The sequence below is a fragment of the Comamonas piscis genome (assembly GCF_014109725.1).
Lineage (GTDB): Bacteria > Pseudomonadota > Gammaproteobacteria > Burkholderiales > Burkholderiaceae_C > Comamonas > Comamonas piscis.
The window spans coordinates 1,816,674-1,836,755 of sequence record NZ_CP058554.1 but is presented as its reverse complement, the minus strand read 5'-3'; the positions used below and the strand labels follow the sequence as shown (position 1 = coordinate 1,836,755).

The 20,082-nt window shown below is 61.4% G+C and carries 11 protein-coding genes and 7 tRNA genes; 3 read left to right on the top strand and 15 right to left on the bottom strand.

Translation table 11 applies throughout. The features are described 5' to 3' along the window. Positions 1–761 precede the first annotated feature (761 nt). Both HS961_RS08235 and HS961_RS08230 read left to right on the top strand, forming a co-directional pair. On the top strand, positions 762–1,862 hold the full coding sequence (locus tag HS961_RS08235; RefSeq protein WP_182327234.1) for a helix-turn-helix domain-containing protein: 1,101 nt from the start codon (positions 762–764) through the stop codon (positions 1,860–1,862). Positions 1,863–2,692: 830 nt separating this feature from the next. Next, a complete protein-coding gene (locus HS961_RS08230) occupies positions 2,693–3,085 on the top strand; it encodes a helix-hairpin-helix domain-containing protein (protein ID WP_182327233.1) in 393 nt (130 codons plus the stop codon). Positions 3,086–3,211: 126 nt separating this feature from the next. On the opposite strand, the gene HS961_RS08225 is transcribed toward HS961_RS08230, so the two are convergent. The 13 genes from HS961_RS08225 to HS961_RS08165 all read right to left on the bottom strand — a co-directional run bounded on the left by HS961_RS08225 (position 3,212) and on the right by HS961_RS08165 (position 15,534). Further along, positions 3,212–3,300 (bottom strand) — tRNA-Leu (locus HS961_RS08225). A 239-nt stretch (positions 3,301–3,539) separates the two neighbouring features. Continuing rightward, positions 3,540–3,615: transfer RNA gene (locus tag HS961_RS08220), tRNA-Gly, on the bottom strand. Between the two features lie 40 nt (positions 3,616–3,655). Beyond that, positions 3,656–3,731 (bottom strand) — tRNA-Gly (locus tag HS961_RS08215). A gap of 40 nt (positions 3,732–3,771) precedes the next feature. Next, positions 3,772–3,847, bottom strand: a tRNA-Gly gene (locus HS961_RS08210). Positions 3,848–3,897: 50 nt separating this feature from the next. Beyond that, positions 3,898–3,971: transfer RNA gene (locus HS961_RS08205), tRNA-Cys, on the bottom strand. Between the two features lie 43 nt (positions 3,972–4,014). After that, a tRNA-Gly gene (locus HS961_RS08200) sits at positions 4,015–4,090 on the bottom strand. A 138-nt stretch (positions 4,091–4,228) separates the two neighbouring features. Further along, complete coding sequence (lon, locus tag HS961_RS08195) at positions 4,229–6,688, bottom strand: endopeptidase La (RefSeq protein WP_182327232.1); 2,460 nt, start codon at positions 6,686–6,688, stop codon at positions 4,229–4,231. Between the two features lie 195 nt (positions 6,689–6,883). Continuing rightward, positions 6,884–8,155, bottom strand: coding sequence for an ATP-dependent Clp protease ATP-binding subunit ClpX (gene clpX, locus HS961_RS08190; protein ID WP_182327231.1), 1,272 nt, complete (start codon positions 8,153–8,155; stop codon positions 6,884–6,886). Positions 8,156–8,256: 101 nt separating this feature from the next. Beyond that, a complete protein-coding gene (gene clpP, locus HS961_RS08185) occupies positions 8,257–8,865 on the bottom strand; it encodes an ATP-dependent Clp endopeptidase proteolytic subunit ClpP (protein WP_182327230.1) in 609 nt (202 codons plus the stop codon). Between the two features lie 153 nt (positions 8,866–9,018). Continuing rightward, positions 9,019–10,332, bottom strand: coding sequence for a trigger factor (gene tig, locus HS961_RS08180; protein ID WP_182327229.1), 1,314 nt, complete (start codon positions 10,330–10,332; stop codon positions 9,019–9,021). A gap of 494 nt (positions 10,333–10,826) precedes the next feature. Beyond that, positions 10,827–10,913, bottom strand: a tRNA-Leu gene (locus HS961_RS08175). A 145-nt stretch (positions 10,914–11,058) separates the two neighbouring features. Then, positions 11,059–14,304, bottom strand: a complete 3,246-nt coding sequence (locus tag HS961_RS08170) for an efflux RND transporter permease subunit (RefSeq protein WP_182327228.1) — start codon at positions 14,302–14,304, stop codon at positions 11,059–11,061. A 9-nt stretch (positions 14,305–14,313) separates the two neighbouring features. Beyond that, positions 14,314–15,534: an efflux RND transporter periplasmic adaptor subunit gene (locus HS961_RS08165; protein ID WP_182327227.1), complete on the bottom strand. Its 1,221-nt coding sequence runs from the start codon at positions 15,532–15,534 to the stop codon at positions 14,314–14,316. A 207-nt stretch (positions 15,535–15,741) separates the two neighbouring features. On the opposite strand from HS961_RS08165, the gene hpnC reads away from it, so the two are divergent. Beyond that, the gene (gene hpnC / locus HS961_RS08160) at positions 15,742–16,611 is read left to right on the top strand and encodes a squalene synthase HpnC (protein WP_182327226.1); all 870 of its coding nucleotides are present in this window, start codon (positions 15,742–15,744) and stop codon (positions 16,609–16,611) included. Positions 16,612–16,792: 181 nt separating this feature from the next. On the opposite strand, the gene HS961_RS08155 is transcribed toward hpnC, so the two are convergent. Further along, positions 16,793–18,340 carry a DegQ family serine endoprotease gene (locus HS961_RS08155; RefSeq protein ID WP_182327225.1) on the bottom strand — a complete coding sequence of 516 codons (1,548 nt, stop codon included), beginning with the start codon at positions 18,338–18,340 and terminating at the stop codon, positions 16,793–16,795. Between the two features lie 92 nt (positions 18,341–18,432). Continuing rightward, positions 18,433–20,082: a thiamine pyrophosphate-binding protein gene (locus HS961_RS08150; protein ID WP_182327224.1), complete on the bottom strand. Its 1,650-nt coding sequence runs from the start codon at positions 20,080–20,082 to the stop codon at positions 18,433–18,435.

The window sequence follows — 20,082 nt, the reverse complement described above, 5'->3', positions numbered from 1 at the left end:
GAAACCATGCCACGTCACCACCCAGCACGATTACTGAACGGCGCAATGGTATCGATCTGTTTTGCCAATGTACATGCGATTTTCATTAAAATGTTAACAAATTGTTTCGACGCTTAAATAGACTGAATAAGCTTATTTGTCAAAATTAATTTGTTGCTAGATGAAATTTTTCAACTGTCATATTGATGACATCCACGGGTTATTGAACAATCCTAAGCAGCAACTGCGAGATGACACAATAATTTCATAGAAATCATGACCCAAGCCATCCAGACCGCTCACCGTCCCACAACTACACAACATATATATGCAATCGATATTCGATACCGTCCCAGAATAACTTGCCATAACTAGCGAGTAATCATTTAATCTGTCCACTAAATAAGCAGCATTAACGGCTGCTTCAATACATAGCAAGGAATCTTCTGGAAAACCCTGGAGTGGTCTGGATGCAGGCTCGGGCGACGAGCCCAGCGGCCTTCCCAAGTCGAGCGCTGAATGTTGGCTTGCGAAAATGCCTGACGCTGCATCTCGACTCCTAGGGATGCTCTGCAAAACCCTCGCCAAGCGGGAAGGACGCGGGTCGGGATGAGCCGCAAGGCGTCTTTTGCAGTCAATAGCCGTAGCTATTGACAAGGAAGACAACGCAGCGGATCGCCCGAGACCGCGTTCAGACCACGGCAGGGAGTTTTGCAGAGGGTCCCTAGCCATTCCCCTCAGCAGAGGCTTTGCAGAAGATTCCAAGAGACGGAGAAACCACGATGGAAAAAGGCAGACCCAAGCCAGGGATCACACTGACTGCGCGGGAACGCGAACAGCTCGAAACCCTGGCCAACCACCCCGGCCAGCCCGCCCATCTCGCCACCCGCGCCAGGATCATCCTGCGCAGTGTGGAGGGCGACAGCAATGTCAGCATTGCCAACAGCATGGCGCTGACCCAGGCGACGGTGGGCAAATGGCGCCGCCGCTTTACGAGCCATCGCATCCTGGGTCTGTACGACAGCATGCGCACTGGCAAACCCCGCACCATCGATGACCGCCAGCTGCAGGCTATCGCCACCACCGCCAAAGCAGCACTGGCGTCTGAGGAAGCAGCATCCGACAGCGTGCGTGCGCTGGCTGCACGCACGGGCATGTCTAAAAGCAGCGTGGCCCGCTATCTGCAGCTGCTGGGCAAGACCAAGTCCCGCCCCCACTTTGCACTGTTCAGCGATCCGCTCCTGCTGGAGCAATTGCAGGCGCCCGCCGCGCTCTACCTGAGCGGCAGCGACAAGGCTCTGGTTATCTGCCTGGATACCAAGAGCCCGCTCAGCCTGCCCGCCGCCCCGGCAAAGTCCAGCGAAGCCCAAGTCCTGCCCGACAGCGAAGACTGCCAGCACCCGCTCTCAGCCGCACTTTGCAAGGCGTTGAACAGCGTCTGCAAAAGCTCTGCCGCGCAGTGCAAGCCACGCCTGCGGCACCAGGAGTTTCTGGTGTTTCTGCGCGAGGTGGAAGCCATGTTCCCGCCGCATGTCGATGTGCATTGCATCCTCGACACCAGCGCGCTGAGCCAACACCCCAGCATCAAGGCCTGGCTGGGCATGCGCCCGCACTGGTGCACCCATGGCTGCGGCGACTATGCTTCTTGGCACGAGGAACTGGGCCGCTTTTTGGGCCGCTTGGGGACCCAGCGCAGCGCCACAATGCGGGCCGGAGAGCTGACCCAGTGGCTGCGATCGGTGGATGCGCTGGCACGCCAACAAAGTCCCAGCCGCAGGCCATTCCGATGGATGGGACCGCTGCATCCGTTGGAGGAGGATCAATCAGCAGACCGCGAAGAAATGCAGACCAGCGCAGTCAAAGTCACGCCGGCGGAGCGCTAGGGACCCTCTGCAAAACTCCCTGCCGTGGTCTGAACGCGGGCTCGGGCGATCCGCTGCGTTGTCTTCCTTGTCAATAGCTACGGCTATTGACTGCAAAGACGCCTTGCGTCTCATCCCGATCCGCGTCCATCCTGCTTGGCGAGGGTTTGACAGAGCATCCCTGGTTGAGGAACAGGTGAACCGAATTTCGCATCCCCCAAGTTTGACTTGTGTAACAACATGATGCAAGATTCGCGCAATACAGGGGCCGCAAACAGGCCGGGAAAAGGGCAGAACAAGCGATGGCGAAGATCGGAGCAAAGCCTATGGCAGCGGTGCGGACTACCAGCCGCTTTGCTGCAATCCTGCTTATCGCCGCGCTGGCACCACTGAGCCAAGCGGCCAACTACCCCTGCAGCGGCAGCAAAGGCGGCGTCGCGCACTGCGCGGGAACGCGTTTTGTCTGCAACGATGGCTCGGTCAGCGGCTCTAAACGTCTCTGCAGTGCCACAGACGCCCCCGCCCCCAGCATACGGCCACTGGTCTCCAATGCCCAAGCCTCGAGTTCGGACTGCGCTTGCCGCGCCAACCGCTATTGCACGGGCCCCCGGGGCGGCCGCTATTGCTTGTCAGACAGCGGCCGTAAGAGCTATTTACGTAACTGAATAGACCCAGCGCCGCAAACGGGACATCCGCTGACGATGCGATGACCACGGCGGCTGTCTGCCAAGGCCTACAGCCGATGCCCTCTGCCGGCCGTCGTTCGTCCCTACTAGCAGGTTCTACGATCTGGCTGGATGTCGAATGAATACAACAAATCTCCCCCTCCCCACACCCCACTAAACGGTCTTTTGTCAGACCGCATCATCCGAATCCTGGCCAAGAATGGCGTGCATTCAGTGGAAGCCGTCAAGCATGCCTATCCGCTGCGATTGCTGCGCATGCATGGCATCGGCGTTCTGCGCTTTCGCAAGATCGAGATGGCCTTTTTCCCCGAGCAGTGCTTTGAGCCAGACTTTGCCCCGCCATCCATCCGATTTGCCCAGGATTCGGCCTTGAATGGCAGGCTGCCGCTGGTGACGGTGCGCACACTTGCACGTGCCGGCATCAAGACGCCTGAGCAACTGCGCGAGGCCTATCCACATAAATTATTGAAGATCCACACGATTGGCGCACGCACGCTGCGAGAGATTGAGCGTGTGTTCTTTCCGGGTCAGCGTTTTCCGCTAAAGGAGGACCGTTAGCCTGCCTGTGACGGCACGCTATATGGGGTCTATTGGATGGAGTCTGCTGCGATGTCAGCCAGCATGTGCTGTTTTGCAGATGATCTACCCAGGCATTGCACCCAGGTTCAGCATTCATCTCAGCAGTGGTGCCTCGAGCCGGGATCGAACCGGCACGCCGCTTTCGCGGCACGGGATTTTAAGTCCCGGGTGTCTACCAATTTCACCATCGAGGCACGCAGCCTGCCATTCTAGCTGCTCCAGCCAGGCTCTTGGACGAAGACAGCGGCAGATCGTGGCTGAGGGCAACGCTGCAGCAGTGATCGCAAGCGCTTGTCGTAGCGCATGAAGACAGAGAAGAAGGAAGCTGCCAATCCTGCGCGATCCGCAGGCAGCGGTGGCAGCCAGCTCCACCACGCAAAAGGCCGGAGCTGAAATGCAAAAAAGAGCCCGAAGACTCTTTTTTGCAATGTGTTGGAGCGGGAAAACGGGTTCGAACCGTCGACCTATACCTTGGCAAGGTATCGCTCTACCAACTGAGCTATTCCCGCAAAAAACCAGCATGAACACAGATCACACCAGCTTTGAAACTGGAGCGGGAAAACGGGTTCGAACCGTCGACCTATACCTTGGCAAGGTATCGCTCTACCAACTGAGCTATTCCCGCAAAAACTAGCATGAACACAGATCACACCAGCTTTGAAAACTGGAGCGGGAAAACGGGTTCGAACCGTCGACCTATACCTTGGCAAGGTATCGCTCTACCAACTGAGCTATTCCCGCAAACATTGTTCGTATCTCAACGAACCCAAAACTTACTGACTAGCATGTCCTGGAGGCGCGATCCAGAGTCGAACTGGACTAACCGGATTTGCAATCCGGTGCATAACCGCTTTGCTATCGCGCCATGGATTTTTTGCTGCACTGAAAAAATTTCAGCACTGCGAATGTGGAGCGGGAAAACGGGTTCGAACCGTCGACCTATACCTTGGCAAGGTATCGCTCTACCAACTGAGCTATTCCCGCATATCCGTTTTACCGGAAGTCCGCTATTATATACCGGGCTCCGCGATGGTATGCATTGTAACGCATATTTTTTGGACTTTTTGGCAAACCGGCCCGTTTTTGATGACGGGCCGGTTTTCCTGTCTGGCCAGCAGGCGCTCAGTGCTTGATGGCACGCGTGCGGCGTGCAGGCGCGGCCTTGGCAGCGGTGGCGGCCACGGCTGCAGCAGGCACCACGGGCACGGGCTCCACCGCCGGCACATCGCTGTCGCTCAGTGGCGTGGGGGTGACTTCCAGCGCCACTTCCAGCACCTTGTCGATCCAGCGCACCGGCACGATCTCCAGACCGCTCTTGACGTTGTCCGGGATCTCGGCCAGGTCCTTGACGTTCTCTTCCGGGATCATCACGGTCTTGATACCGCCGCGCAGCGCAGCCAGCAGCTTTTCCTTCAAGCCACCAATGGCGGTGACTTCACCGCGCAAGGTGATCTCACCGGTCATCGCCACATCGGCGCGCACGGGGATACCGGTCAGCACCGACACCAGGGCCGTCGTCATCGCGGCACCAGCGCTGGGGCCATCCTTGGGGGTGGCGCCATCGGGCACGTGGATGTGGATGTCGCGCTTCTCGAACACGTCATCACGGATACCCAGTGAACGGGCGCGGCTGCGCACCACCGTGCGGGCAGCTTCCACCGATTCCTTCATCACATCGCCCAACGAACCGGTGCGGTTGATGACGCCCTTGCCGGGCATGGCAGCGGCTTCGATGGTCAGCAGATCGCCGCCCACCTCGGTCCATGCCAAGCCAACGACCTGGCCGACCTGGTTCTTCTGCTCGGCATGGCCGTAGCTGAACTTGCGCACGCCCAGGTAGTCGGGCAGATTGTCTGCGGTGACCTGCACCGGTGCCTGCGCCTTGCCCAGCTGGATGTTCTTGACCACCTTGCGGCAGATCTTGGACAGCTCACGTTCGAGCGAACGCACACCGGCTTCGCGGGTGTAGTAGCGCACGATGTCGCGCACCGCATCCTCGCGCAGCTCCAGCTCACCGGCCTTGACGCCGTTGTTCTCGATCTGCTTGGGCAGCAGGTAGCGCATTGCGATATTGGTCTTCTCGTCCTCGGTATAACCCGCCAGGCGGATCACTTCCATCCGGTCCAGCAGCGCTGGCGGGATGTTCATCGAGTTCGACGTGGCGACAAACATCACATCGCTGAGGTCAAAGTCGACTTCCACATAGTGGTCGCCGAACTTGCTGTTCTGCTCGGGGTCGAGCACTTCCAGCAAGGCGCTGGAGGGGTCACCGCGAAAATCCATGCCCAGCTTGTCGATTTCGTCGAGCAGGAACAGTGGATTGCGCGTGCCGACCTTGGACAGGTTCTGCAGCACCTTGCCCGGCATCGCGCCGATGTAGGTGCGGCGGTGACCGCGGATCTCGGCCTCGTCGCGCATGCCGCCCAGGGCCATGCGCACATACTTGCGCCCGGTGGCCTTGGCAATCGACTGGCCCAGCGAGGTCTTGCCCACGCCAGGAGGGCCCACCAGGCACAGAATCGGTGCCTTGACCTTATCCACGCGCTGCTGCACTGCAAGATACTCAAGGATGCGGTCCTTGACCTTGTCGAGGCCGTAATGGTCTTCGTTCAGCACATCTTCGGCAATGACCAGGTCTTTCTTGACCTTGGTCTTCTTGGCCCAGGGCAGGTTCACCAGGGTTTCGATGTAGTTGCGCACCACCGAGGCCTCGGCCGACATCGGCGACATCAGCTTGAGCTTCTTGAGCTCGCCCTCGGCCTTTTTGCGCGCATCCTGCGTCATCTTGGCGAGCTTGATCTTCTTCTCAAGGTCTTCCAGATCAGCGCCGTCTTCGCCCTCGCCCAGTTCCTTCTGGATGGCCTTGACCTGCTCGTTCAGGTAGAAGTCGCGCTGGCTCTTTTCCATCTGCTTTTTGACGCGGCCACGGATCTTCTTGTCGACATTGAGAATGTCGACTTCGCGCTCGAGCTGGTCGTACAGGTTTTCCAGGCGGGCCTGCACCTTTTGCAGCTCCAGCACAGCCTGTTTGTTTTCCAGCTTCAGCGGCAGGTGGGCGGCGATGGTGTCGGCCAGGCGGCCTGCGTCGTCGATACCGGAGATGGAAGTCAGGATCTCGGACGGGATCTTCTTGTTCAGCTTGACGTACTGGTCGAACTGCTGCATCACCGCGCGGCGCAGGGCCTCGATCTCGCTGGCCTTGTCGGCTGCATCACCGGGCTCCACAGGCTCGATCTTGGCGGTGAAAAAGTCCTCGCCTTCGGCGATTTCCAGCACTTGCGCGCGCTGCACGCCTTCGACCAGCACCTTGACGGTGCCGTCGGGCAGCTTGAGCATCTGCAAGATGGTCGAGACGCAGCCCACGCTGAACATGTCATTGACCGTGGGATCGTCCTTGGCGGCCGTCTTCTGGGCCACCAGCATGATCTTGCGGTCGCCTTCCATCGCCGTCTCCAGCGCCTTGATGCTCTTGGGGCGGCCGACGAACAGCGGGATCACCATGTGCGGAAACACGACCACGTCCCGCAAAGGGAGCATGGGCAATTCCAGGGGGTGGGAGGATTGGGTTTGGTTGTCGGACATGAAAATCCTTTTGAAACTTGTACGAAGATGATTCGTAAAAGTGAAATTTCAACCCTTGGCCATCAAAAACCAGGGGCCAGGGCGGGTGCAGGCCGGCAAATGCACCTCAAGCCCTTGGGATACAGCCCGGCGGCGCCGGGCGACCCTTGTAAAACGCAGATGGCAGAGCCCCTAAAGACTCTGCCACCGGGCCTATCAGGCCTTCTTGGCCGCTTCCCGGTACACCAGGAGGGGCGGCTTGCCTTCGTTGATCGTCGCCTCTTCGACTACCACCTTGGCCACATTGTCCGTGGTGGGCAGGTCAAACATGGTGGTCATCAACGATTGTTCAAGAATGGAGCGCAAGCCCCGCGCACCGGTCTTGCGGGCCAGCGCCTTCTTCGCAATCGCGTTCAGCGCATCGGGGCGCACTTCCAGCTCCACGCCTTCCATGCCCAGCAGCTTGTTGTACTGCTTGACCAGCGCATTCTTGGGCTGGGTCAGGATTTGGACCAGCGCGTCTTCCGACAGCTCGGCCAGCGCCGTGACCACGGGCAGACGGCCCACCAGCTCAGGGATGATGCCGAACTTGATCAGGTCTTCCGGCTCGATGTCGCGGAAAGCCTCGGAGATGGAACGCTGCTGCTTGCTCTTGACGGTGGCACCAAAACCGATGCCTGAGGCCTCGGAGCGGTTCTCGATCACCTTCTCCAGCCCGGCAAAGGCGCCGCCGCAGATGAACAGGATATTGGTCGTGTCGACCTGCAGAAAATCCTGGTTCGGGTGCTTGCGACCGCCTTGGGGCGGGATCGAGGCCATCGTGCCTTCGATCAGCTTGAGCAGCGCCTGCTGCACGCCTTCACCCGATACGTCGCGGGTGATCGAAGGGTTGTCGGCCTTGCGGGTGATCTTGTCGATTTCGTCGATATAGACAATGCCGCGCTGTGCACGCTCCACATCGTAGTTGCAGCTTTGCAGCAGCTTTTGCACGATGTTCTCGACGTCTTCGCCGACATAGCCGGCTTCCGTCAAGGTGGTAGCGTCGGCCATCACAAACGGAACATTCAGCTGCCGGGCCAGGGTCTGGGCCAGCAAGGTCTTGCCGGAACCGGTGGGGCCAATCAGCAAGATATTGCTCTTGGACAGCTCCACATCATCCTTGCCCGCCTTGTCCTTGTGCGCCAGGCGCTTGTAGTGGTTGTACACCGCCACAGCCAAGGTGCGTTTGGCGGGATCCTGGCCAATGACATAGTTGTCCAGGGTGGCCTTGATCTCGGCCGGTGTCGGCAGATCATCACCCTTGGCCTTCTCGCCCTCCTTGCCTTCTGCAGCCACCTCGTCGCGCACGATGTCGTTGCAGAGGTTGATGCACTCATCGCAGATGAACACGGACGGTCCGGCAATGAGTTTCTTCACCTCGTGCTGACTCTTGCCGCAGAACGAGCAGTACAGGGTTTTTTCGCTGGATGAGCCTTTTTTCTCGGCCATGGGGGCAATGCCTTCAATCGAATCTATGTGGAAACAATGATAACCAACTACAAAGCGGCCTCAACCGGTAGGGTTGCGGCCGCTTATCTGTAAAAGCCGTCTTATGGACGCTTTTCTACCACAGTATCAACCAAACCATACTCCTGGGCTTCAGGCGCCGTCATGAAGTAGTCGCGTTCGGTATCGGCCTTGACCTTTTCGTAGGGCTGGCCGGTGCGGTCTGCCAGGATGCGGTTCATCTGCTCCTTGGTGCGGATGATGTCGCGGGCATGGATCTCGATGTCCGTCGCCTGGCCGCGCGCGCCGCCCAGCACCTGGTGGATCATGATCTTGGAGTTGGGCAGCGAGTAGCGCTTGCCCTTCTCGCCAGCGGCCAGCAGGAAGGCACCCATGCTGGCAGCAAAGCCCAGGCACATGGTGGAGACCTGCGGCTTGATGAACTGCATGGTGTCATAGATGGCCATGCCGGCCGTCACGCTGCCGCCTGGCGAGTTGATGTAGAGCGAAATTTCCTTGTCGGGGTTTTCGCTTTCCAGGAACAGCATCTGGGCGACCACCAGGTTGGCGGTCTGGTCATTGACCTCGCCCACCAGAAAAATCACACGGTCCTTGAGCAGACGCGAGTAAATGTCAAACGAGCGCTCCCCACGGCCCGATTGCTCGATCACCATCGGGATCAAACCCAAGTTCTGAATATCTTGTGCGCTCATTACATCTCCGTTCAGGATTGGTGGAAGCTAGCGTCAATGCACTGTGACTGCGCTAACTGTACCCCAATAAAATGGGGCCTGTGCCCGAAAGCACAAGCCCCTGATTTTGACTGGCAAGCGCTGGCGGCCATAGCCGGCCAGCGCGCCTGGCTATCAGCCTTGTTGGCCCATCAGCTCGTCGAAGGACACAGCCTTGTCGCTGACCTTGGCCTTGCCCAGCACGAACTCGGTCACGTTGTTTTCGATCACAACGGCTTCGACTTCGGCCAGACGTTGGCGGTCGCCAAAGTACCAGCGCACGACGTCTTCTGGCTTCTCGTAGCTCGATGCCAGCTCGTCGATGTGGGCCTTGATTTGCTCAGGCGTGGCTTCCAGCTTGTTGGACTTGACCAGCTCGGCAACCACCAGGCCCAGGCGCACGCGGCGCTCGGCTTGGGGCAGGAACACGTCGGCTGGGATTTCAGCCTTGTCAGCGTCCTTGATGCCGCGTTGCTTCAGCTCTTCACGGGCGCCTTCCAGCAGACGGCCGACTTCGGCGTCGATGCTCGCCTTGGGCAGGTCCAGCTCAGCCTTGGACACCAGGGCTTCCATCACGGCTTGCTTGTTGCGCGACTGAACGCGGAACTTGACTTCACGCTCCAGGTTCTTCTTGATGTCAGCGCGCAGGCCTTCGACGGAGCCGTCAGCGATGCCCAGGGACTTGGCCAGTGCTTCATTCACTTCGGGCAGGTTGGCGGCTTCCACCTTCTTGACGGTCACCAGGAAGTCGGCAGTCTTGCCAGCCACTTCCTTGCCGTGATAGTCCTCAGGGAATGCCAGGGGGAAAGTCTTGGATTCACCGGTCTTCATGCCGCGCACTGCGTCTTCGAATTCCTTGAGCATCTGGCCTTCGCCGATCAGGAACTGGAAGGCTTCAGCCTTGCCGCCAGCGAAGGGTTCGCCGTCGATCTTGCCTTCGAAGTCCACGGTCACGCGGTCGCCGTCCACGGCAGCCGTGTCGGCTGGGCGTTGGGCGAAGGTGCGGCGTTGCTTGCGCAGGATGTCGATGGTCTTTTCGATGGCAGCGTCGTCCACATCAGCGGCCAGCTTTTCCACTTCGGCGGAAGCCAGGTCACCGATCTTGACTTCGGGGAACACTTCGAACACGGCGTCAAATGCCAGTTCACCTTCGGCTGCGCCGTCTTTTTCGGTGATCTTGGGCTGGCCTGCAACGCGCAGTTCGGCTTCGTTGGCAGCCTTGGCAAAAGCCTCGCCGACCTTCTCGTTGAGCACTTCGTACTGCACGGAATAGCCATAGCGCTGTGCCACCACGTTCATCGGCACCTTACCTGGACGGAAGCCGTCCATCTTCACGGTGCGGGCCAGGCGCTTCAAGCGGCTGTCCACTTCGGTTTGCACGGATGCGAGAGGCAAGCTCAGCGAAATTTTGCGCTCGAGCTTTTCAAGGGTTTCAACATTCACTGCCATGGTTAATCCTAGTTAGGCACGAACCCTACCGGCCACAGTGTGCAAACGCCATCAACACCACCTGTGCAAGCGGAGAAGCTTGCGTCTGCTGCGAGGACTATCCGTGTCGCAGCAGAGGTGGCACCAACGGGGCTTGGCACCGTTTTACAACCTGGGGTCCCATTTAGATAGGCGACTGGCCCTAAGCCCAGCACACCCAAAAATCAAACGATGACAGCGCATTCAGTAGCAAGCAACACCTGGCGTGACGCGGCAAAAACCAGCCTGGTCACGAAAGCGGTGCAGCGCAAGGCGCCATCGACCGAAACCAAACATTATATATAAAGCCAGCTCTTATCCGAGCTGCCAAGCCCGTGATGAAGCGGGGTCAGATCCGGGCAGGCGACAAGCCCGCACCACTCTAGACAAGAAAAAAGCCGAATCTCCTGCTGGAAATTCGGCTCTGATTCATCACCACATCAAGCTGCACATCGCTGTGCAGCTATCATTTTTCTTGGTGCGCGGGGGGGGACTCGAACCCCCACACCATTGCTGGCGTCAGGACCTAAACCTGGTGCGTCTACCAATTTCGCCACCCGCGCGGTTGCGGCTACAGCCGGCTAGTGAGCCAACCTGCCTGTTTTTAGGTCAATCCGCGATTCTACATGCAAGCCATTGCTGCCTGGGGCAAACCCGGGCAAAAACTGCCCTTTTGCCCCGGCGGCATGGCTTTGCATCGCCAGCGGTTTACACCGCAGCCGACAGGGGCACCTCGCTGTGCTCCTTCTTTACCCGGAACCAGGCCGCATACATCGCCGGCAGCGCCAGCAAAGTCAGCACCGTGGCAACCACCAGACCGCCCATGATCGCAACCGCCATCGGCCCCCAGAAGATGCTGCGCGACAGCGGGATCATCGCCAGCACCGCAGCCGCAGCGGTCAGCGCAATCGGGCGCAGCCGGTGGGTGGCGGCTTCGACAATCGCATCCCAGGTCGACAGGCCTGCCGCATGGTTGGCCTCGATCTGGTCGATCAGGATCACCGAGTTGCGCTGGATCATGCCCATCAATGCGATAACGCCCAGCAAGGCCACAAAGCCAAAAGGCCGGTTCAGCAGCAGCAAGGCCGCCGTCACCCCCGCAATGCCCAGGAAGCCGGTGATATAGACCAAGAGCGAGCGGCTGAAGCTGTGCAGTTGCAGCATCAGCAAGGTAAAGACGATGAACACCATGATGGGCATGCCCGCCATGATCGAGTCCGAGCCCTTGGCGCTTTCTTCCACCGCACCAGCAATCTCGATGCGGTACTGGTTCAGGCCCTTGTCCCCCCAGCCCTGCTGCAGCTTTTGCAGATCAGGCCAGAGCTTCTGGGTCACCGTCGGGCCTTGCAGGCCGGCGGCCACATCGCCTTGCACGGTGATGGCGTACTCCCGCCCCTGGCGCCACATAATGCCCGGCTCCCAGACAAAGCTGGGCTTGGCAATCTGCGACAGCAAGATCGCCTGGCCGCTGCTGGATGCCACATAGGCATTGCCCACATCGGTAACGGCCTGGCGCTCGTCCACCGGTTGGCGCAGCACCATGTCGATCAGCTTGTCGCCTTCGCGATACTGGCCCACGGTATTGCCCGACAACTGGGTGCGCGTGGCCTGGGCAATGCTCTGGTTGCTCACCCCCAGCGCGCGGGCCTTGCTCTGGTCCACCTCCAGCCGCAGCACCTTGATGGACTCGTTCCAGTTGTCATTCACACCGCGCATATCGGACGAGGCCTCCAGCTGGGTGCGGACCTCGGTCGCCAGGCTGCGCAGGAGTTTGGGGTCTTGCCCCATCACGCGGAACTGCACCGGATACGGCACCGGCGGGCCGCTGGGCAGCAGCTTGACGCGGGCGCGTACTTCCGGAAACTCCTGCGCCAACAAGGTCGGCAGCCGCTTCATCAGGCTGTCGCGGTCGGCCAGGTTGTGGGGCAGCAGGATCAGCTGCGAGACATTGGTTTGCGGAAAAATCTGGTCCAGCGGCAGGTAGAAGCGCGGCACGCCCGAGCCAATCCAGGAGGTGACCGACTCGATGCCGTCTTGCGCCTGCATGCGCTGCTCGATGCGCCGCGTCACCGCCTCGTTGGCGGCCATGCTCGATCCCTCGGGCAGCCAGACATCCATCAGGATCTCGGTGCGGTTGGAATCGGGAAAAAACTGCTGCTGCACCCGCGTCATGCCAAACAGGCCCAGCGCAAACACCAGCACTGTGGCGCCAATCGTCAGCCAGCGGTGCTCCACGCACCAGGAGACGGTACGGCGGAAGCGGTTGTAGAAAGGGGTGTCGAACATCGCATGCTCGCCACCCTGACCACCATCGCTCTCTTGCGGCGCATGCTTGGGCTTCTTCAGGAACACCGTGCCCAGATAGGGCACAAAGTAGACCGAGGCCACCCAGCTGATGACCAGTGCAATCACCGTCACCGCAAAGATCGCAAACGTGTACTCGCCGGTGGTGGACTTGGCAATGCCAATCGGCATAAAGCCGGCTGCGGTGATCAAGGTGCCCGTCAGCATCGGCTTGGCAGTGATGTCGTAGGCGGCAGTGGCCGCACTCAGCTTGTCATAGCCCTCTTCCATCTTGCGCACCATCATCTCGACCGCAATGATCGCATCGTCCACCAGCAGGCCCAACGCAATGATCAGCGAGCCCAGCGAGACCTTGTGCAGGCCAATGCCCCAGTACCACATCGCCAGGAAGGTGGCGCAGAGCACCAGCGGGATGGTGATGCCCACCACCAAGCCCGGGCGCGGGTCCAAGGTGATGCGGCGCCACAGTGGGTCCTTGCCCTTGCGGATATGCATGCCCAGGCTCACAAAGCTCACGGCCAGCACAATCACCACCGCCTCGATGAGCACACGCACAAATTCATTGACCGACGTGGCCACCGCCTTGGGCTGGTCCTGCACATTCTCCAGCCGCAGGCCCGCCGGCAAGGTCGGCACAATCTTGTCCACCGCCGCATGCAGCTGCTTGCCCAGCGCAATCACATCGCCGCCCTTGCGCATGGAGATACCCAAGGCCACCGCGGGCTGGCCCTGAAAATGCACCTTGGTCTTCGCCGGGTCCAGGTAGCTGCGGTAGATATCAGCGATATCGCCCAGCTTCAGTTGATTGCCATTGGGCCCCCGGATCGGCATGGCTTTTACATCATCCAACTGGCGGAACTCGCCCGTCACCTCGACCTGCACCCGGTCGGCACCGGCTTGTACTTCGCCCCCGCTTTGCACCGCGTTTTGCTGGCCAAGCTGGGCAATGACCTGGTTCATGTCCAGCCCCAGCTGGGCCAGTTTGCTGCGCGAGATCTCGATATAGAGCTTCTCGTCCTGCACGCCAAAGAGTTCGACCTTGGCGACATCCTTCACCCGCAGCAGGCTCTGGCGCACGCTGTCGGCATATTCCTTGAGCTCGGCATAGCTATAGCCCTCGCCCTGCAGCGCATAGATGACGCCGTAGACATCGCCAAAGTCATCGTTGTAGAAAGGGCCGAGGACGCCCTGGGGCAAGCTGGCGCGCATATCGCCCACCTTCTTGCGCACCGCCAGCCAGGTCTGCGGCACATCCTGCGGGCGCGTGTCTTCGCGCAGGTTCAGGATGACCAGCATCTCGCCGGGCTTGGAGTAGCTGACGATCTTGTCGGCATTGGGCACATCCTGCAAGGTGCGCTCGACCTTGTCGGTCACCTGCTCGGCCATCTGCTGGGCCGTGGCGCCGGGCCATGCGGCCGAGACCACCATCGCGCGGAACGTGAACGGCGGGTCTTCGTCCTGCCCCAGCTGAAAATACGCGCCAATGCCCAGCAGCAGCAGCATGATCAGCAGGTAGCGCGTGAGCGGTACATGCTGCAGCGCCCAGCGCGAGAGGTTGAAGCCTTGGCTGCTGCTGTGCTTCTCGCCATCAGGCCCGGGGGCCGGGGATGGCGTTGCATCGCCTTGCGGCGTGTTCTGAGGTGTTTGCATGGCCACCTCTTATTGCTGCTTGGACGCAGGTGGAGGAGAAGCGGAATCTGCAGCGGCAGGCGCATTCACTACCGGTGCATCCGTCTGGGTCTGCGCAGGCGCATTGGCCGCGTACTTGGACTGGAACACGGTCACCTTCTGCCCGGCATTGAGCACATGCACGCCGGCAATCACCACCTGCTGCCCCGCTTGCAGACCGCTTTGGATGACGGCGTCATTGCCGTCCATGCGCGCCACCGCCACCGCCTGGGGGTTGACGGTGGAACTGGCCGGGTCAAACACCCATACCTGGCTGCTGCCCGCCTTGTCCCACAACGCCGATAAAGGCAGCTTGATCATCTCGGCCGCCTTATCGGCGCCGGCGGGGCGCTCTGCGGGCAGCACCGTCACCGTGGCGCCCAGCCTGGGCAACACATCATTGGGCGCCGCATCCAGCGATGCCTTGACCTGGTAGGTGCGGGTGGCGGCATCGGCGCTGGCCGCCACTTCGCGGATGTGTGCGCCCAGCGCCTGCTCCTCGGGCCAGACCTTGACCTGCACCGGCTGGCCAGGCTTGAGCTGCGCTATCCGGTCCTCGGGCACCGCAAACACGGCATCGCGCGCACCATCCTTGGCCACGCGCAGCACGGGGGTGCCGGCAGATACCACCTGGCCGGGCTCCACATTCACGGCAGTCACCACGCCAGCCACATCGGCCACCAGGCGGGTATAGGCCGTCTGGTTGCTTTGGCTGGCCGCATTGGCCTTGGCCTGGTCCAGCTGCGCCTGGGCCGATTTCAGCGCCGCTGCATGGCGCTCCATCTCGGCCGCACTGATAAAGTTTTTGTCGCGCAGCTCCTTGAAGCGGCGGTAGTTCGCCGCCTCCAGATCACGCTGCGTGGTCGCTGCCTGCACCTGGGCCTGCGCGCCTTGCGCGGCCAGCGCGTAATCAGCGCCATCCAACTGCGCCAGCAACTGCCCGGGCTTGATGGCCTGGCCCAGCTCCACATTGCGGCTCAGCACCTTGCCCGCCACGCGAAAGCCCAGCTGCGCCTCGGTGCGCGCGCGGATATCGCCGGCAAAGGCTGTCTGCGCTTGCAGCGGCGCCGCGCCCACCGTTTGCAGCTTGACGGCACGGATCGGCTCTGGCGGGGATTCCTGGCGTGAACAGGCCGTTAGCGTTGCCAAGGCAGCCATCGACAGCCACAGCACTGCGGCAGGTGCGCGGGGCGCTCTGAGAGGTAGGAACATGGTGTGCATGCGGGCGGTGAGAGGCCAAGAAGACCCTGGCCCGGCAGATAAAAAAGGGGGAGACGCAGCAAGGACCCTCTGCAAAACACCCCGGACGAGCGCTGTGCAGAAGATCCTTAATGACCAAACGGTCACTAATTTAGACAGTTCGCTCTCAGCTGTCAATGCTTGCCTGTGGTCAGCGCGGTATGCGCTAGCATCGGCGCTGTGAAAGATTCCACACCCTCCTCTTCTGCGACTGCCGCCACGCCTGTCACCCACTACGAGAATTTTCCGGTGGCCTCCTGGCTGTGCCCGCCCGCCCTGCGCCCGCCCATTGCCGCCATCTACCACTTTGCCCGCACGGCCGACGACATTGCCGACGAAGGCGATGCCGATGCCCCCGCCCGCCTGGCCGAGCTGCAGGCTTACCGCGATGCGCTGGCCCATATCGCCGAGGGAAAGCCGCCACTGACGCGCTGGCAGGCCGTGTTTGCGCCGCTGCAGGCAGCCATCCAGCAGTGGCAGCTGCCGGTGGTGCTGCTCGATGATTTGATCAGCGCCTTCATGCAGGACATCGACAAGACCGCCCAAGCTGCGCGCTATGCCGATCGCAACGAGCTGCTTGACTACTGCCGCCGCTCGGCCAACCCGGTGGGCCGCTTGCTGCTGCATCTCTATGGGGTGAACGATGCCCCATCTCTGGCCCAGAGCGATGCCATCTGCAGCGCGTTGCAGCTGATCAACTTCTGGCAGGACCTGAGCGTGGATATTCCGCGTGGCCGCTACTACCTGAACGATGCCGACTGCCAGGCCGCCGACATCAGCCCCACCGCCATGCAGCAGCGCCAGGACAGCCCGGCGCTGCGCCAGCTGGTGATGCAGCAAGCCGCCTGGGCGCGCCGCTTGATGCTGGAGGGCGCCCCGCTGGTACACCGCGTGCCCGGCCGCGCCGGCTGGGAACTGCGCCTAGTCGTGCAAGGGGGCTTGCGCATTCTGGACAAGGTCGAGGCGCTGCAAGGCCAGAGCCTGTGGCAGCGCCGCACGATTGGCAAGGGCGATGGGCCGCTGATGCTGTGGCGCGCTTGGCGCATGTAGGCCGGTATCCGCCCCCTGCCCATCAGACAAAAAAAGGCCGAATCCTGCGATCCGGCCTAAAGGGGTATCAGAACCCCCGAGGAGAGTGTTTACGGGCCTTGCGGCCAGGGGGCTCAGTGCTCAGCCATCCTTTGCCCAGGTGGGGAATACGTTTGTCATGGTCTAGCCTTTCTCAACGTTCTTAACCCAGTTGCACGGGTACAAAAATCTTTTGGCCATTGCGCTCGATCAGCAGCGCCACCGACTTGTCGGACTGGGAGACTTGCTTGCGCAGATCCTCAATCCCGTTCACTGCCGCACCGTTGACAGACAGCACGACATCACCGGGCTGCACACCGGCCAGCGCGGCCGGCCCAGCCGCTTGCTCGACGATCAAGCCTTGCTGGCTGCCACTGGCCCGCTTTTCCTGCGGGGTCAGCTCGCGCAGCGCCAGGCCCAGCTTGCCCTTGCCAACTTTCTCATTGCCGGCGACCTGCTCGCCCTTGCTGACGTTGCCGCCCAAGGTGGCTTGCACGCTGGTGGCCTTGCCACTGCGCCAGACTTGCAGCTCAGCCTTGGTGCCGGGTCGGGCGGTGGCAATGGCCGCAGGCAGGTCGTTGGACGACACAATCGCCTGGCCGTTGTAGCCGGTGATCACATCGCCGGGCTGCAGGCCGGCCTTGTCGGCAGGGCCGCCCTTTTCCACGCTGGCCACCAAGGCGCCTTCGGGCTTGGGCAGCTTGAAGGAATCCGCAAAAGCCTGGTTGACTTCTTGGATCACCACACCGAGGCGGGCATGGTCAACCTTGCCGTGCGAGACGATCTGGTCCTTGATGTTGACCGCCAGGTCAATCGGGATCGCAAAGGACAGGCCCTGGTAGCCACCGCTCTTGCTGTAGATCTGCGAGTTGATGCCGACCACCTCGCCCCGGGCATTGATCAGCGGACCGCCGGAATTACCGGGGTTGATCGCCACATCGGTCTGGATAAAGGGCACCGAGCTGTCATCGGGCAACGCACGGCCCTTGGCACTGACGACACCGGCGGTCACCGAGTTCTCAAAGCCAAACGGCGAGCCAATCGCCAGCACCCATTCGCCTTGCTGGATGGTCTTGGAGTCACCGATCTTGGCGACGGGCAAATCCTTGGCATCGATCTTGATCACCGCGATATCGGTCTTGGGGTCCGAGCCCAGCACCTTGGCCTTGAACTCGCGCCGGTCGGTCAGCTTGACCGTCACCGTCTTGGCGCCCTTGACCACGTGGGCATTGGTCAGGATCGTGCCATCGGGGCTGATGATGAAGCCCGAACCCTCGCCGGCCATGGGCACCTCTTGCGGCACCTGGCGGCCAAAGCCGCGAGGCATACCCTGCTGCGGCACGCCAAAGCCAAACTGGCGGAAGAACTGCTGCATCGGATCATTGGGGTCCACCTGCTGGCCCCGGTTGGCCGAGGGTGCGGCGTCGGCATCATCGCCGTCGTCCTCATCGTCCGAGACCTTGCGGGTGCCACGCACACTGATGTTGACCACCGCAGGGCCCGCCTGCTGGGTGATGGCCGTGAAATTGGGCAGGCTGACCATCGGCGCGGCAGCCGGGGCCGATTGCGCCATCACCGCAGGCGCGCCTTGTGCGTGGGCGCTCCACTGCACATGCTGCAATGCTGAAGCACCCACGCCACCCAACACACCTGCCGTCAGCAAGGCAGCTACCAGTTTGCGCGAACCGAGTTGAAAAGAAGGAACAGACATTTTGTACTCCTGAATGCCACATGCATGGCGTCGATGGAGCTAATGTGCCTGCCCAGACTTAGCGGAAACTTAGACGCGCATTCCTTTCATCCTTAAGATTTTTGGTACGGAAAATAAGGCGGCGCCTCGCCAATGGCCAGCATGTCTACTTCCAAAATCGCCAGCCCCGGCGCGCTCGCCAGCTGCGCCACCGCCTCTGCCAGGCCATTGGCCCGGTCCAGCTTGCGGTAGGCCATGCCGGCCGATTGAGCGAGCAGCGCAAAGTCCGGCGGCGCCAGATCGCCATAGACGCGCCGGCCGCCAAAATTGGCATCCTGCATGTGCTTGATAACGCCGTAACCGGCATCGTTCATGACGATGAGCAGCATGTCCAGCTGCTCCTGCATGGCGGTCCAGAGCTCGCAGACATTCATCATGAAACCAGCATCGCCGCTCAGCACCACCGTCTTGGCACCGCCTGCTGCAAAGGCCGCGCCTATGCCCAGCGGCAGGCCCTGGCCAATGCCAGCTCCTACCGGGTGCATGGCATCGCGGGGGCCATAGACCTCGAACAAGCGGTTGCCCCAGGTGGAGTTCGCCACCGTGATGTCGCGCGCCCAGACCGCATTGCGCGGCAGCTGGCTTCGCAGCTGCTCGGCAAAGTCGGCATAAGGGCCCAAGGTGCCGGCAAAGGCCTGGCGGGCGCGCTGCTTCATGCCCGCAAATTGCTCGCGGTAGCCGGGTTCCGCCTGGTAGTCGCCCAGCACCGCCACCAGGCGCTCCAGCACATCGCAGGCATCGCCGCAGACAAACTGCGCGCAGTCGTAGCTGCGCCCCTCGGCGGCGGTGTCCACGTCAATCTGCACCCGCTGGCCCGGCAAGGCCAGGCTTTGGTCCACGGTCTCCTGGCCACGCAGCCGCGAGCCGACCACGATCATCAGATCCACGGTCTTGTAAAAGTCGATGACCTCGGGCGCGCCGGTGCCGTTGAGACCCCCCAGGTTGCAGACATGGTCCTCCGGCACGATGCCGCGCCCGGCCCAGCTCGATGCCATGCCAAAGCCCTTGTCCAGCAGCTGCTGCAAGGGCGCGCCGCAATCGATGGCGCCCCGCCCCACCCACAGCATAGGCCGCCGCGCAGCGCGCACGCGCTCGGCCAGTTGCGCGATGTCGGCATCGCTGGCGCGGGGGCGCGCGGGCATGGGCGGCAGCGCCAGGCTAGCGCCCACATCAGCCTGCGGGATGGCCTGCTTTTGCACATCGATCGGAATCTCGATGCTGACCGGCCCCATCGGTGCCGTCAGCGCCTCGGTGGCCGCCTGCTGCAATATGCGCAGCGCATCTTCGGCGCGCTCAATGCGGTAGCTGGCCTTGCAGACCGACTGCAGCATGCCGAGCTGGTCACGCACATTGTGTGTAGCGCCGGTATCCCGCCCCAAAAACTTGCGCGGCACCTGGCCAGTGATATGCAGCAGCGGCGTGGAAGCGAACGACGCCTCCAGCAACCCCGACACCGTATTGGCCGCGCCCGGCCCGGTGCTGGAGACCAGCACGCCCAGCTTGCCGCTGCGCCGCGCATAGCCATCGGCCATATGGGCGGCGCCCATTTCGCCCCGCGTCATCACCACGCGGATACCGCCCTGCCGGGCTATGCCGTCCATGATGGGGATGTTGTGTACGGAGATGATGCCGAAGACCAGCTCGGTACCGCTGGCATGCAGGAACTGGGCGACCAGGTCGCCGATATTGAAGGTATGGGGCAT

What these genes read in the sequence shown, in the direction of transcription:
- HS961_RS08235 (WP_182327234.1), top strand. Translation starts at nt 762, where the DNA reads ATGGAAAAAGGCAGACCCAAGCCAGGGATCACACTGACTGCGCGGGAA.
- lon (WP_182327232.1), bottom strand. Translation starts at nt 6,688, where the DNA reads ATGTCCGACAACCAAACCCAATCCTCCCACCCCCTGGAATTGCCCATG.
- clpX (WP_182327231.1), bottom strand. Translation starts at nt 8,155, where the DNA reads ATGGCCGAGAAAAAAGGCTCATCCAGCGAAAAAACCCTGTACTGCTCG.
- clpP (WP_182327230.1), bottom strand. Translation starts at nt 8,865, where the DNA reads ATGAGCGCACAAGATATTCAGAACTTGGGTTTGATCCCGATGGTGATC.
- tig (WP_182327229.1), bottom strand. Translation starts at nt 10,332, where the DNA reads ATGGCAGTGAATGTTGAAACCCTTGAAAAGCTCGAGCGCAAAATTTCG.
- HS961_RS08170 (WP_182327228.1), bottom strand. Translation starts at nt 14,304, where the DNA reads ATGCAAACACCTCAGAACACGCCGCAAGGCGATGCAACGCCATCCCCG.
- HS961_RS08165 (WP_182327227.1), bottom strand. Translation starts at nt 15,534, where the DNA reads ATGTTCCTACCTCTCAGAGCGCCCCGCGCACCTGCCGCAGTGCTGTGG.
- HS961_RS08155 (WP_182327225.1), bottom strand. Translation starts at nt 18,340, where the DNA reads ATGTCTGTTCCTTCTTTTCAACTCGGTTCGCGCAAACTGGTAGCTGCC.
- HS961_RS08150 (WP_182327224.1), bottom strand. Translation starts at nt 20,082, where the DNA reads ATGCCCCATACCTTCAATATCGGCGACCTGGTCGCCCAGTTCCTGCAT.